This window comes from Alteromonas sp. CH_MED4-4, assembly GCF_037029575.1.
GTDB classification, from domain to species: Bacteria; Pseudomonadota; Gammaproteobacteria; order Enterobacterales; family Alteromonadaceae; genus Alteromonas; species Alteromonas macleodii.
On sequence record NZ_JAYMEU010000049.1, the window covers coordinates 1 to 14,164 of the forward strand.

The following is a 14,164-nucleotide window of genomic DNA, read 5'->3' on the forward strand; positions in this document are numbered from 1 at the left end:
CCAGAGTAGTGAGGAAAAGACCGACTAAATACCCCACAAAGAAAAATGCCAGTCAGCTTAACTGACTGGCATTAGGCATTACGCCCGTTTTTAAATGTAAACCTACTAGTTTATTGCTTTATTTAGCTAACTTCATTAGAAGCGTGTTCAAGTTCTGTACAAAACTAGATGGGTCTTTCAAGCTACCTTGTTCTGACAGTGCAGCTTGATCAAACAATACGCCTACCCACTGATTAAACAGCTCTTCATCTTGGGTATCCGCCAGCAGCTTCACCAAGCTATGCTCAGGGTTAAGTTCAAAGTGATACTTCACGTCTGGCACGGTCTGCCCTGCTGCCTGCATAAGTTTCATCATTTGCGTAGTCATGCCATTGTCATCTGCTACGATGACCGCAGGTGAGTCTGTTAAGCGATGGGTAAATTTAACGTCTACGACCTTATCGCCAAGTGCTGTTTTAGCTCGCTCAAGAACACCTTCAACTTGCTTTTCTGCTTCTTCTTGCGCCTTCTTAGACTCTTCGTCTTCTAAGTCGCCTAAATCTAAGTTTCCTTTCGCAATTGAGACAAACTGCTTCTCGTTAAACTCAGTAAGGTGAGACATTAACCATTCGTCAATGCGTTCGCCCATCAATAGCACTTCAATTCCTTTCTTGCGGAAAATCTCAAGGTGAGGACTAGACTTGGCAGCTTGCAAGCTATCTGCTGTCACATAATAAATCTTATCCTGGCCTTCTTTCATTCGCTCAATATAGTCAGCTAATGATACGGTTTGTGCATCAGACTCACCGTGTGTAGAAGAGAAGCGTAACAAGCCAGCAATTTTCTCGCGGTTACTGAAATCTTCAGCCGGCCCTTCTTTTAACACGTTGCCGAATTCATTCCAGAACGACTGATATTTTTCATTGTCGTTCTTCGCCATTTTTTCAAGCATTTGTAATACGCGCTTAGTACAACCTTGGCGTAGCGCTTGCGTTATCTTGTTGTCCTGTAGAATTTCACGAGACACGTTAAGCGGAAGATCATTGCTGTCTAGCAAACCTTTAACAAAACGTAGATAAGTAGGCATGAACTGTTCGGCGTCGTCCATAATGAAAACGCGTTGAACGTAAAGCTTAAGACCATGACTTTGGTCGCGATTCCACATATCAAACGGCGCTTTAGAAGGGATATACAATAAACTTGTATATTCCGTTTTACCCTCTACTTTGTTATGCGCCCATGCAAGCGGATCAGCAAAGTCATGAGAAATATGCTTGTAGAATTCGTTATACTCATCGTCAGTAATCTCAGACTTTTCACGAGTCCATAGCGCCGTCGCTTTGTTCACGATTTCCCATTCACCAGGCTGGCCTTCAATTTTTTCGCCATCAGGCCCTTCACTTTCAGGCACTTCATCTTTCCACATCTGCACAGGAATACTGATGTGATCAGAATACTTACTTACGATAGAGCGTAAACGCCATGCATCAGCAAATTCTTTTTCGTCTTCGCGTAGGTGAAGTGTAATCTCGGTGCCACGTGTAGGCTTGTTGATTTCAGCAATAGTGAATTCACCTTCACCGTCTGAAATCCACTCAACGCCTTGCGATGCATCTGCACCAGCAGCACGAGTTCGCACCGTTACTTTGTCAGCTACGATGAACGCAGAGTAAAAACCAACACCAAACTGGCCAATGAGTTGTGAGTCTTTAGCGCTATCGCCAGAAAGTTTGCTAAAGAAGTCTTTAGTGCCTGACTTAGCAATTGTACCCAAGTTCGCAATGACTTCATCGCGAGTCATACCAATACCGTTATCGGTAATGGTGACGGTATTTGCTTCTTTATCGACGCTAAGCTTCACGTTTAACTCGCCATCGTTTTCGTAAAGACTGTCATTTTCTAGCGCACGAAAGCGTAACTTATCCGCAGCATCTGCCGCGTTTGACACTAACTCACGTAGAAAAATTTCTTTGTTTGAATACAAAGAGTGAATCATCAGATGAAGAAGCTGTTTTACTTCTGTTTGAAAACCGTGGGTTTCTTTGTGGGCTGCTTCAGCCATAATCCAATATCTCCTCGTTGAATGGATCACGTTTGATGTTAAACAGGTAAGGTCGCTCAACGCACTTTTCAACGTTTAGAACGAAAATTTATTTTTTATAAGGAGATTTATCTTCAATAAAGTCTGATGTTGAATATTTTGTGGGCAAACGATAAGAGAGAACGTGACGTAGGCCCGCCAGGTGCGGACCTACGTTGAGTGTTTTAATTACTAAGAATAATGAGTTTAGGCAAATTTATAGAACTATAGTTTGCGGCGACCCGAAAATGCGTGGGTGAGAGTATTACCATCAATATACTCGAGCTCTCCCCCAACCGGCACGCCGTGGGCAATTCGAGACGCATCAACGTTATGGCTTGCACAAAGTTGAGCGATATAATGTGCCGTGGCCTCCCCCTCTACAGTCGGGTTTGTGGCGAGGATAACTTCATTTATCCCACCTGCGGCAAGACGAGCCTCAAGCTCAGTAAGACCAATTTCTTCTGGCCCAACGCCGTCAATAGGAGACAAATGACCCATAAGCACAAAATACTGCCCCTTGTAACTTAAGGTTTGTTCGATTGCTAGTACGTCTTGTGGGCTTTCAACAATACATAACAAGCCACTTGCTTCTCTTTCAGGGTGACGACAAATGTCACATAGCTCGTCTTCAGTAAATGTTCTGCAGCGCTTACAATGATGAATATGCTCCATGGCATTGTGTAATACGTTGCTTAAATCAATTGCCCCAGTGCGATTACGCTCTAATAGGTGGAATGCCATACGCTGGGCACTCTTGTTGCCAACGCCGGGAAGACACGTTAGTGCCTGAATTAATTCTGAGAGTAGCGGACTGAACTTCATAGTATTTACTGCTTTGGTGCTTTTTCTTTTTGATTCGAGCTTTCGCGGTATTTAATCACGTTCCGCTTTGCTTGGTCGAGCTTAACTTCATAAATGTTGCCCCCAAATAACCCCTTGTACTCTTCATCAGTGAAAACCAGCGTGTTGTCGTCATAAAACGTCACTGCCTCTTTTTGTGTGACTACGCCTAAATCAATACGCGACACATCGCCACTGAAGAAGTTATCGCCTTCAAAATTTTCAAATAACCACAGGCTTGTTGAATCTAACAGCACCAGTTTAGTCCTATCAGGGCTTATTGCAGCCGATGTGATCCAGCATAACTTTTCAAGGGTGGTACAGGTTTTAAATTCGCCGATGAGCTGTGCGTCAAAGTTAGCGGCATGGTCCCCCACCTTATACAACTTGGTGATGCCATCGAAGGGTTTTGTTCTATTTTTTGTAAACAGGTAGAGGTTACGCTTGTACTCTACGAACGCTTCCAAATCGTAGTTCTTGTCTTTCGGTTTTACTTTTCCTTTTCCCATTTCCGGGTAAGTAAACTTAATGATTTCTGCTTCTGTGGTATCGGTTTTTATGTCAATGGGGTTTTCAATTTTATAAATCGTTAACCAGCGTCGCTTGTTGTCATTGTTACCGAAGTCTCCCAAAAAGAAATGACCGAAACTGTTTTGTGTCATGTCTTCCCAGTCGACGTTTTTGGCATTTGTAACTGTCACTTCCCTCTCAATAGTTCCATCTTTATTGAGCATATAAAGGATAGGTCCATCGCCACTGTCGTTAATGGCCCAAAGCCTTTTGTATTTATCGTATTCTATACCTGAAATTTCCTTAAGCTTCGGGTCGACCGTTACTGTTTTCATTTTAAACAGGTCGTGAATACTCATAAAAAACAACACGGTTGCGATGGGTAGTAAAATAACCGTGGTGATAACTAAGCCTTTCCTTAGCACTACTAAAACCTCTATTTTAACGAGTTAACTTTCGCGATTAGCGGTTAACTGAACACGTTGAGTTTTCTGAAAGATAAAAAACGCAATGATACAACGATCATTCAACTATTTGGGACACTTTTTCTACGGAACAACGGTTAAATGAGATTTTAATGTTAATGTCGATGAGTTGGGCATGCGCTCAGTATTTGTAAGCTGTGTATCAGCCCATAATTATCAACGTATCGGGCTGAAAACAAGCCTAACCTTTATCAGTAAGCAGACGTTGACGTCCATCTTTATTGAATACGGTTTCATCGTGCTTTATGAATTGTTCAATGATTGACTGCTCATGGTCAGTAAATGCAGTTTCAAAATTTTGATGACCAACGCTCGCTGTAGCTTTTTGCCCATTTGCTAACTTTTCGTTAGCCAGCGCTAACTGACTAATGAAATCATTTAACGATATCCGATTGTATGTAAAGATCCCGGGCTTACTCAATGATGCAGGTGTGAGTAAGTCATCATGTTCAAGCATAAAGGCGTGTTTGAAAATTGCTTGAGACTTTGTGAAGCAGGCAGTAGGGCTGCGCAGAGTAGCAGCTTCTGGAAGCGCTTTAATACGGATGCTCTGACCATTGTCTGCGGTTTGCCAAGTTGCACCACACACACTAACACTATATGCATCTACCTGATTTGCAGTCTCCTTTTGCGCTAGCGTTGAGACGGTATCCAATGCTTGAAGCTCAGCAAGAACTTGAGCTAAAGACGTCATTGAGAGCTTTTCAATTGTTATCTTTCCCGCGCAGGACTGATAAGTAAGCTTCAGCGTGTTCTCTAGATAGTAGACTTGGCCTGTGTCCTTCCAAAGAGATACAGCGGTATTACTGATAGACGGGTTTTCGACGGCACAATTACGTTGGGCCTGAAAGCGTTTTAACATTTTTGCTAACACAGCATCCTCCCTCATTTCGAACTGCCACATTCTATTATTTGTGTTCCTTTGCCATGCGCAAGCTAAATGACTGAATGTGACAGTGTTTTAATGTTACGGAAGAAAGGCCTGGTTGAACTATTGCTAAAAATACTTATTTAAAACTCATAGCACGTTGGATTTTACGTGCGTATATCGATACCACAAACCGTAATGATAACTATTATCACATTGTGAAGTATGCGAGAATGGCAGCATGGCTTGATGACTAAGTAAGTAGGAAAACGAATGCGAAATCTTATAAACGCAACCGTAACCCAAGTTCACCATTGGAATGACACTCTGTTTAGTTTCAAAACAACGAGAGAATCATCTTTTCGTTTTGAAAGTGGTCAATTCGTTATGATTGGTCTTGAAGTAGATGGTAGGCCACTGATGAGGGCCTACAGCATCGCAAGCCCAAATTATGATGAGGAATTGGAATTTTTTAGTATTAAGGTGCCAGATGGTGCGCTTACTTCTCGCCTTCAAAATATAGAACCTGGTGACCAGGTAATGATTAATGTTAGGCCTACAGGTACGCTCGTGCCTGGTTTCTTGTTACCCGGAAAACATCTTTATTTGCTCAGCACTGGTACAGGTCTAGCACCATTTATGAGTATTATCAGAGATCCTTTCATTTATGAAAGCTTTGAAAAAATTATATTAGTTCACGGAACGCGGTGGCGCTCTGAACTTGCTTATCAAAACGAAATTGAGCACCAACTTCCTAACAACCCTTATTTCGGCGACGAAGTGCGTGAGAAACTCATTTACTATCCTACTGTTACTAGAGAAAGTTATGAAAAAAACGGTATCGCTCACGAAGGACGGATAACGAAGCTAATTGAAAGCGGAAAGTTGCTGGATGATATAGGTATGCCTGAATTAGACACTGAAAATGACAGATTCATGTTATGTGGCAACGACAACATGCTACAAGACCTTATGTCTATGCTAGACGACAAGGGCTTCTCGAAAGCTAACTCGCGTCGTCAGGGGCATTATGTAATTGAACAAGCATTCATAGAAAAGTAATGCGCAACGCATTGGCCTGACCAACGGCAACATTTTAAATTTTCAATAAAAATCGCCGGCGTGTTGCCGGCGATTTTCTATGATTTCACTCGCAAAATACTTGCAAGCTGTGTCGCTTCTAGCTTTACATAATTATTTAAAACGGCATTTTGAAGCCAGGAGGTAATGGCATTCCGCCAGTTACATCGCCCATCTTCTCTTTGCTAGTTTCTTGAACTCGACGAACCGCGTCGTTAAATGCTGCAGCAACCAAATCTTCAACCATATCTTTGTCGTCGTCCATCAATGACTCATCAATGTCTACACGACGCACGTTGTGGTTGCACGTCATGGTTACTTTAACCATGCCTGCACCCGCTTCACCTGTTACTTCAATTTTGGCTAGGTCGTCTTGTGCTTTTTGCATGCGCTCTTGCATTTGCTGCGCCTGCTTCATGATATTGCCCATTCCACCTTTAAACATAATTTTTGTCTCGCTTCGTTTTGGTGTTAATAATTCTGCTATCGCGCTTTAACCGAATCGGTTAGCACTGACGCATCGAAAGTCGATAGCAATGCTTGAATTGTATCGTCGGTTTTAATCACCGAGTGTGCATGCGCATGGCGCATGGCATGAATCTCTTGTTGTAACGCAAAAGGTGTAGATGCTGGTTCACCTAACGTAATATTTACTTCAACGTTTTCACCCAACCCATGATGGATTGCATCAACCAATTGCTTTTTCGCACTATCATTTAATAAATGCGTCTGACTATGGTCAATTTCAAGGGACACTTGATTGCCCGCTCGAGAAAATGATGCGTGCAGCACCAATTGTTTGAGTAGACCAGCAACTGGCATTTGCTCAACTAGATTGCTCCATTCGTCAATTTGGCTAGCGTGAGTTAATTTGCTTCCGTCATTTAAGTACGCTTTTAACTGCCCGTCATAGGTACTGCTCAGCGGCGTATCAAAATTTAGAGCATCCCGCGCAAAAGACCTATCTCCCGCACTTTCCATTTGCTCAGGGGCACTGTCGTAATTGGAGCTGCTATCTGAGGGCGCTTCAACATAATCAGCACCTTCAACGTGTTGAGGTGGTTGATTATCGTAATCAGTAGCCCAAGGTGGCATATCCTCAACCGGTGTTTCCGAGTTTGATTGCGCCTCAGATTCGTCATTTGAAAAAGGCATATCCTCTTCAAACTCATCAAGCGAGAAATCGCTCGTGTGGTTTGAGCTAGAATGATTCTTTTCTGACTCGCTAGTATGCATAGCGTCAGAAGAATACGCGTGAGTATTACCTAAAGACGAGCCTGAATTTGTACTTTCCAGTTGAGGAGTGTCACCGCGCGCAACACTATTGTCTTTGTGTTCTGAGCCGCTATCTATACGCTCTGGGCTACTATTTAGAAGCTCAGGGCTACTATTTAGCGGCTCAGGACTATGGTCTTGCCGCTCACGGCTGTTTTCATGCCCAACGGGGTTTAAATCACCACTCTTGATTTCATTATCAGCACTAGGCTGCCCTGAACTATTATCGCCACCCTTATTAATTCCATGTGCAGTTTGTGCAGCACTCAAAGCCTCGGCTTTGCTTCTGGTAAAACGCGCTTGAATATCGCTTGCACTTTCGGTCTTAGCATTTGCTGCGCTGGTACTTTTTGCCTCTGCGTCTTGTGCTTTTCTTTGCTTCAACTTTTGACGAAGTGCCAACATATCAGCCGTAGAAGTAAGCTGCTCTTCTGCGGTTAATGAAGACGCTTCGTTCTCGTGCGCCAACGACTCGCTGTTTTTATCAGAGCCTTTAGCGTTATGAAAACCTTCAGCGCTTTGAAAACCGTCAAAACCTAAAGAGCCATCATCTTCTGACGAAAGTGGCATATCGTCCATGTACGCATCTAACGGAGGTTCATCGAAATATTGCGCAGCTTCGTTATGGGACGCACTGACTTTACTTGGCGTTGGTTCAAGCTCTGCAGCAACGCTTTCTGTTTGTACCGCTTGTACCGCGGTGTTTTCTACGGCTAGTTCTTCAATAGATGAAGTTGGAGCTGGCTTTACAGATTCATCATCATGTGAAGCATCACGCTCGAGTGCTGTTGTTTGAGTCGACGTTGCACCTGACTCTGCATGAGGTAGCGCCGACAGAGTATCGCTTTCATCAGCGGCCGCATTTTCCTGCTCTTGCTGTGATTCAAATGGAGACGTCGATTGTTCTTGCTGCTCTTTTTCGATTATTGATGTAGCAAGTGAGTCTTGGGTAGATGGCGCACTTCCTAACGACTGTTCAGAGGTAGATTCAACCGATAGATGTGAAGGCGTCTCCTCCTGCACATTGGTTGCAGAAGTTTCGCTTAACGGCGCTTCCTCCTGCTTACCGACGTTTCCCGGGCCACCACTGGAAGAAGCATGATCTACAGGTAAACTATGCTCACTCCTCCCGTTTTCAATTTCACTTACGGTGTCGTCGATGGGGGTGTTTGGAGCAAACGACATCATTCGCATCAATGTCATTTCAAACGCACTTTTTCCATCCGCAGCAAACGGTAAGTCTTTTCTTCCTTGCAGTGCAATCTGATATAGCAGCTGCACTTGCTCAGCTGGAATAGTTTTCGCTAATTGAAATATCGCTTTAGCCGATGTGGTTTCTAGCTTACATGCTTCAGGCACCCATTGCGTTAACGCTATTTGGTGCAGCAGGCTAGCCAATTCGCTGTGTACGTTGTCATAATCGGGGGCTTGCTCTGCGATGTCATTAACTAACTGCAATACATCAGCAGGACTTTTACTTACTACCGCATGAACCACTTTAAGCAACTGGTTCTTGTCCATCAGCCCCAGCATATCGGTTACCACCGATGCCAGCACTTGGTTTCCACCCTGTGCAATCGCTTGGTCTGTTAAACTCAGCGCATCACGCATACTGCCTTGGGCGGCTCTTGCCAAAAGCGCTAGCGCTTGTGGCTCAAAAGGCAGCTGTTCATGCTCTAAAATATGCTGCAGCTGTCCAACAATCTGCTCCCGAGACATGGCTTTCAAGTTAAACTGCAAGCAACGGGATAAGATGGTTATCGGAAGCTTTTGAGGATCGGTGGTCGCCAGTAAGAACTTAACGTGTGGAGGTGGCTCTTCCAGCGTTTTTAACAGCGCATTAAAGCTGTGTTTTGAAAGCATGTGTACCTCATCGATAAGGTACACTTTGTAACGCCCGCGAGTGGGTTTGTATTGCACGTTATCAAGAAGCTCGCGAGTATCCTCAACTTTGGTTCTTGATGCAGCGTCAATCTCTAACAAATCAACGTAGTTCCCCTGCTCTATCTCTTTACAGGTGTTACATTGACCGCAAGGGTTTGCCCCTTGTCCTTCTTCGCAGTTAAGGCTTTTCGAAAAAATACGTGCAATGGTAGTTTTACCTACGCCTCGCGTACCAGTAAACAGATAAGCGTGGTGTAGACGATCGTTATCCAAAGCATTTGAAATGGCAGAGACAACATGTTCCTGACCCACAAGTTCACTGAACTTGCCCGGTCGCCACTTCCTTGCTAGTACCTGATAACTCATTATTACGTATTTCGCCTTTTGCTAGTTATGCTTTATAGCGATTATTCGCCTTCAAACTCACAAATAGAGTAGCTTTCTATATCAAGCGTACTCAATTTCTTCTCGCCACCTAGGTCCGGTAAGTTAATAACAAAACCTGCATGGTTTACTTCACCGCCTAGTGAACGAATTAGTTTCGCAGAAGCGGCTATCGTTCCACCAGTTGCAAGTAAATCGTCAATAAGAAGAACTTTATCTCCTGGCTCAATGGCATCTTTATGGATTTCCAATGTATCCATGCCATATTCAAGCTCGTAGCTCTCGCTCACTACTTCACGAGGAAGTTTGTTGGGTTTTCTCACTGGAACAAAACCAATGCCCATTTCGATGGCCAATGGCGCACCAAAAAGGAACCCGCGTGCTTCAGTACCTGCTATCTTGGTAAATCCCATACCTTGATACTTTTCTACAAGTAACGAGATACAGCTACTAAATGCTTTGTGATCTTCTAAAACGCTGGTCACATCTCTAAATAAAATACCTGGCTTTGGATAGTCAGGTACGGTTTTCACTACTGATTTAATATATTCTGCAGTCACAATTATGCCTTGAATGTCTGCGTTATAACCAGAAGGTGAACCAGCCGGCGATGATATGCATCAACGGGAACGCGATTAGAGTTACTAGCGATGCTAGAAAGTACCACTTGTTATAGACTTCTTTGAAATCTGAATTGTCAGCCATTTGCACTACCTAAACAATTTTGTGAACAAAAAAATGGTGCTAAATGTTAATCGAAAGCAAGCCCGATTGACAGCGCTAATATGATCGATCGCTCACTTTCAGACCAGATCCTGGCGAAAGTTTAATATAAAGCAGGTAAATAGTAATGGTTACTTAGGATACTGGAAGCAGTATTCCTTTTTGTAACATGTCAGTGAGGGTCTGGTTCATACCATTTATGAGCACGTTTGAAGGAACTTGGGGAAGTTGTTGGCACAACGACTCAGCTAATTGTTCTATTTCCATCCCCAGTTCATTTTGTTCCAGCGTGTCGACTAAAATAGCCGTCACCGGATTAACATGAACAAATTGAACGTCAAACTCACGGTCTCTGTAAACAACGTAGAACTGCTGTTCTTGGGCAGGTTGCTCTGGGATATAATCCTCACCAATTAGATGGACTTCGAACTGATATGCCGCCAACGAGGCATACGGTGACACCCTAATGGCGGTAACATTGTCTTCTTCTTGATAGAATTCAACGTTGCCTTCGTTTTTTCTAATACTGACGTCAAGCTCTAGCCACTCATAGTGAGCGAGTTCTGCTGCAAAATCAGGAAGAGTAATATCGAAGGTTGGCTCTGTTGAAAGGTACTCAACGAACTCTTTACTTATTTCAGCAAAATAAGGAGAGCGGCATTCGTGCTCAATAAAAAACTGACGCACAATACTCTCCCATCCTTTTTCACCATACTGTTTTACCACAATAGATTTTAAAACGGGAAAACCGGTACTGACGAAATTATCGATGTTGTTAAAAAACAGGGATTGATAGATTTTCATCCGACGAATGTGATCAGCGTCGGTATCACAAAATGTCTGTGGGTCTTTGATCGCATCAACGAATGTTTTTTGAGTGGTTTGAAATGACTGAGTCACGCGACACTTCCTTTAACGTTTGATGCTCGAACAGCTTCGCATTTTGCTTGAATTTGCTTAATTTTCTTCACTTCCGCTAATAATTCGCTTAACGGGGGAATATTAAAATCACGCTCTAGCAAAGTCGGAAATACGCCGTGAGTGAGGTAAGCATGCTCCAACAGCGCCCAAACTGGCTCAATGACATCAGCCCCGTGAGTATCAACTTTCAAATCCTCTGCTTCATCATAATGACCAGCAATATGGCCATACACAATTTTGTCTGAGGGTAAGCCGTTAATGAACGCTCTCGCATCGTATTTATGGTTGATACTGTTCACGTAAACATTGTTTACGTCGAGAAGCATCTTGCAACCCGATTCTTTTAGTATGCTCTTGGTAAATTCAAGCTCATCCATCTCTTGGCCTGGCGCAATGTAATAAGAGACATTTTCCAAGACTAGCGGTCGTTCAATGATATCTTGAACTTGAACAATTCGAGATACTACGTGCTTAATTGCGTCTTCAGTAAAAGGAATTGGCATCAGGTCGTACATATGCCCGTTGCCAGAACAAAAGCTTAAGTGCTCGCTATACAATGCAATATTGTTTGCATCTAAAAATCGCTTAACGGTTTTTACAAACTCGACATCTAGTTTGTCGCTACTTCCGATAGACAAAGATAAACCATGAGTTGTAAAGGGAGCTTGCGAAGACGCTTGCTGAAATTGTTCTTGGTACTTCCCACCAAGTGGGATCCAATTTTCAGGGGCTACTTCCCAAAAATCGACTTCAGATGGCAATGTAGGTAAAAGCGCTTTTAGCATTTCCCGACGAAACCCAAGACCTGCGCCACAGATGTTTTTCATATCTTCCCCTTTACCGCATGGGATTGCACAATAGTAACGTACGTTACTAGACAAAAAAGGCCATCATTCGACAGCCATTTTTTGCTAAGCGTAACTCGTGTAGCCTTCATCATTCTTTTTCAAGCTACACGATGTTTTTTGAATGGCGGTTACATGCTACCGCATTTGCCTTCGCCGCACTTGCCTTCTTTACCAGCTTTCTTGTCGCCGCCACATTTACCTTCGCCGCACTTGCCTTCTTTGTCAGCTTTCTTGTCTCCGCCGCACTTACCTTCGCCACACTTGCCTTCTTTTTCAGCTTTCTTGTCGCCGCCGCACTTACCTTCGCCGCACTTGCCTTCTTTCTCTGCTTTGTCGCCGCCGCACTTACCTTCGCCGCACTTGCCTTCTTTCTCTGCTTTGTCGCCGCCACATTTTCCTTCGCCACACTTGCCTTCCGCAGCGAATTGGCTGTAACCAGATTCTAATGCTTGCATACCAAATGGATTTACATCTGCTACTGCAACCGTTGACGCCAAAGAGCCAATTACAACTGCACCCAACGCTGTCGCTACTGATGATTTTTTGATTTGTTTCATTGATGTACCCTCAATAATATTAGTCATGTTTGACGTACAGTAAGCACGTGTACTTTAAAAGACCCTGTGGGCTTAAAGGATATTTCACAAAAATTAATTTTTTTACAATTAATTTTTATGACATTGATATTAAAAGGTTTTATATTAACAAAAGTGTATCTGCATACTTTTACAATAAGTTAACAGGAAAAGTTAAGTACAGTACCTACAAAAAGTACAGGGTAAACGCGGTGAAGCAACAATTTTATCTAGGTCAATGGCAAGTCGATGTAACCAGCAATACGCTATCTCTCGGCAAGCTTAAGAGGACTATAGAGCCGAAAACCATGGATGTTCTGCTGCTGTTGTGTCAGCAAAAAGGAGAAGTAGTATCCTCTGACGAGATCGTTGCTCAGTGCTGGCCTAAACATATTTGTTCACTACCTCGAAATTTAGCTTTATATAAAAGCGTATCAGCCGCTTGCAACAGAGAAGTTATGTTCTCATAACAAAGATTTTCATTCGCTGCCACTCCCATATTAACTGTGAGCTTTTTATTTGACACGAGTATGAAGTGCCTGACACTGAGTGGGGCACGGAGCCGCCCGATTCGTATAGGCAACAGTTGTACAGTTGGTAAGGAAAGAGTTATTTATTCGCACTTTGATAGGATTCTAATATTGTAGAGTCACTTATATATGTAGTAACCAGATTCAAACTATCAACAAGTTCATCTTTGTACCTACTGTGATTTGAAACTGCCAAATAGGAAGGTACGGTCAATTTGTCTGAAATACTTACCTCAACTAATCGACTACCTAATGCCTCTGTATAAAATTGATAGGGTTGTTTGTAGCTAATTAGATAAGACGTTCTTCCAACATCAAAAAGGTGAATCGCGTCGCTACTTGTCGGCATATCAAAAAATTCAAAACCTTCTTGCTTAAGTGCCTGTCGAATCCCTAAATAGTCATAGCCGCGAATTGCCGAAATTGACTTACCATCCGCAAGTTGTCCGTTATGTAGAAGTACAATAGTTAAGTAAACAAATGGAGCGTTTATAAATGTAGCGTTCTGATCTAACGCTGAAGTACCTCTGACATTAATTGTGAGATCGACCTTCCCGGTCTTCACACGTTCAAACAAACGAGCCGGAGGCATGCATTCAACTAACACGTTATAATTCATTTTAGTCAATATGGCTACAGTTGCATCTATCGCTACACCATGACAACGCGAAGAGTCGGGTTCTTTAATTACTAATGGCGGAAACTCAACGACACCAAGCGTAATAGACTTTTTTGTTTTTAAATTTTCTTCAGAGCTTGCGCAATACGCCCAAGAAATAAGAATTAAGCAATAACCTAAAAGAACCTTACGTTTCACATTTTTACCGATTTATTCATTGATAAATTACTTATATAGAATTTTGCGAATAAATAATAGGAAGGAGATGTTATTACTAGATCTCTCCCAGTCAAAATATGCTTACAGCACAAGCACACAAGAAATGGGGTCAGAGTACATTTCTCTGACTTAACGGCATTGGGGGGTAAGGGAATGACTATGTTCTGATGTTTAAAGTAATAAAGTACTCTGACCCCAATTTGAGGTTTTGCTGGGGGGAATGGGGATTAATGTACTCTGACCCCATTTTTTTTCTTTCTTCCAAACGCAAAAAACCCGCCGTTAGGCGGGTTTCTTTAATTGGGACCTGGCAGTGTCCTACTCTCACATGGGGAAACCCC

At 42.9% G+C, this 14,164-nt stretch carries 14 protein-coding genes; 1 reads left to right on the plus strand and 13 read right to left on the minus strand.

The genetic code is table 11. The annotated features are described in order from the left end of the window. Positions 1–118: 118 nt before the first annotated feature. The 4 genes from htpG to WA381_RS20295 form a co-directional block, all read right to left on the minus strand. Positions 119–2,041, minus strand: coding sequence for a molecular chaperone HtpG (gene htpG, locus WA381_RS20280; protein ID WP_156086627.1), 1,923 nt, complete (start codon positions 2,039–2,041; stop codon positions 119–121). A 243-nt stretch (positions 2,042–2,284) separates the two neighbouring features. Then, positions 2,285–2,884 carry a recombination mediator RecR gene (recR, locus tag WA381_RS20285; protein ID WP_014950045.1) on the minus strand — a complete coding sequence of 200 codons (600 nt, stop codon included), beginning with the start codon at positions 2,882–2,884 and terminating at the stop codon, positions 2,285–2,287. Between the two features lie 5 nt (positions 2,885–2,889). Next, a complete protein-coding gene (locus WA381_RS20290; protein ID WP_014950046.1) occupies positions 2,890–3,837 on the minus strand; it encodes a hypothetical protein in 948 nt (315 codons plus the stop codon). A 241-nt stretch (positions 3,838–4,078) separates the two neighbouring features. Then, the gene (locus WA381_RS20295; protein ID WP_231506513.1) at positions 4,079–4,771 is read right to left on the minus strand and encodes a hypothetical protein; all 693 of its coding nucleotides are present in this window, start codon (positions 4,769–4,771) and stop codon (positions 4,079–4,081) included. Positions 4,772–5,038: 267 nt separating this feature from the next. On the opposite strand from WA381_RS20295, the gene WA381_RS20300 reads away from it, so the two are divergent. Then, on the plus strand, positions 5,039–5,827 hold the full coding sequence (locus WA381_RS20300) for a ferredoxin--NADP reductase (protein ID WP_014950048.1): 789 nt from the start codon (positions 5,039–5,041) through the stop codon (positions 5,825–5,827). Positions 5,828–5,963: 136 nt separating this feature from the next. Here WA381_RS20300 and WA381_RS20305 read toward each other — a convergent pair whose 3' ends face one another. The 9 genes from WA381_RS20305 to WA381_RS20350 all read right to left on the minus strand — a co-directional run bounded on the left by WA381_RS20305 (position 5,964) and on the right by WA381_RS20350 (position 13,802). Beyond that, complete coding sequence (locus tag WA381_RS20305) at positions 5,964–6,290, minus strand: YbaB/EbfC family nucleoid-associated protein (protein WP_014950049.1); 327 nt, start codon at positions 6,288–6,290, stop codon at positions 5,964–5,966. Positions 6,291–6,328: 38 nt separating this feature from the next. Next, positions 6,329–9,370: a DNA polymerase III subunit gamma/tau gene (gene dnaX / locus WA381_RS20310; RefSeq protein WP_156086629.1), complete on the minus strand. Its 3,042-nt coding sequence runs from the start codon at positions 9,368–9,370 to the stop codon at positions 6,329–6,331. A 41-nt stretch (positions 9,371–9,411) separates the two neighbouring features. Next, a complete protein-coding gene (apt, locus tag WA381_RS20315; RefSeq protein ID WP_014950051.1) occupies positions 9,412–9,948 on the minus strand; it encodes an adenine phosphoribosyltransferase in 537 nt (178 codons plus the stop codon). 22 nt (positions 9,949–9,970) lie between these two features. After that, positions 9,971–10,093, minus strand: coding sequence for a hypothetical protein (locus WA381_RS20320; RefSeq protein ID WP_256253717.1), 123 nt, complete (start codon positions 10,091–10,093; stop codon positions 9,971–9,973). Positions 10,094–10,246: 153 nt separating this feature from the next. Continuing rightward, positions 10,247–11,011: an HvfC family RiPP maturation protein gene (locus WA381_RS20325; protein WP_156086630.1), complete on the minus strand. Its 765-nt coding sequence runs from the start codon at positions 11,009–11,011 to the stop codon at positions 10,247–10,249. Continuing rightward, on the minus strand, positions 11,008–11,859 hold the full coding sequence (locus WA381_RS20330) for an HvfB family MNIO-type RiPP peptide maturase (protein ID WP_156086631.1): 852 nt from the start codon (positions 11,857–11,859) through the stop codon (positions 11,008–11,010). Before WA381_RS20330 ends, WA381_RS20325 begins: the two co-directional genes overlap by 4 nt. 149 nt (positions 11,860–12,008) lie before the next feature. Next, positions 12,009–12,437: an HvfA family oxazolone/thioamide-modified RiPP metallophore gene (locus WA381_RS20335; protein ID WP_156086632.1), complete on the minus strand. Its 429-nt coding sequence runs from the start codon at positions 12,435–12,437 to the stop codon at positions 12,009–12,011. Positions 12,438–12,828: 391 nt separating this feature from the next. Beyond that, positions 12,829–13,038 carry a diguanylate cyclase domain-containing protein gene (locus WA381_RS20345; protein WP_232375942.1) on the minus strand — a complete coding sequence of 70 codons (210 nt, stop codon included), beginning with the start codon at positions 13,036–13,038 and terminating at the stop codon, positions 12,829–12,831. A gap of 26 nt (positions 13,039–13,064) precedes the next feature. After that, complete coding sequence (locus WA381_RS20350) at positions 13,065–13,802, minus strand: substrate-binding periplasmic protein (protein ID WP_156086633.1); 738 nt, start codon at positions 13,800–13,802, stop codon at positions 13,065–13,067. Between the last annotated feature and the right edge of the window lie 362 nt (positions 13,803–14,164).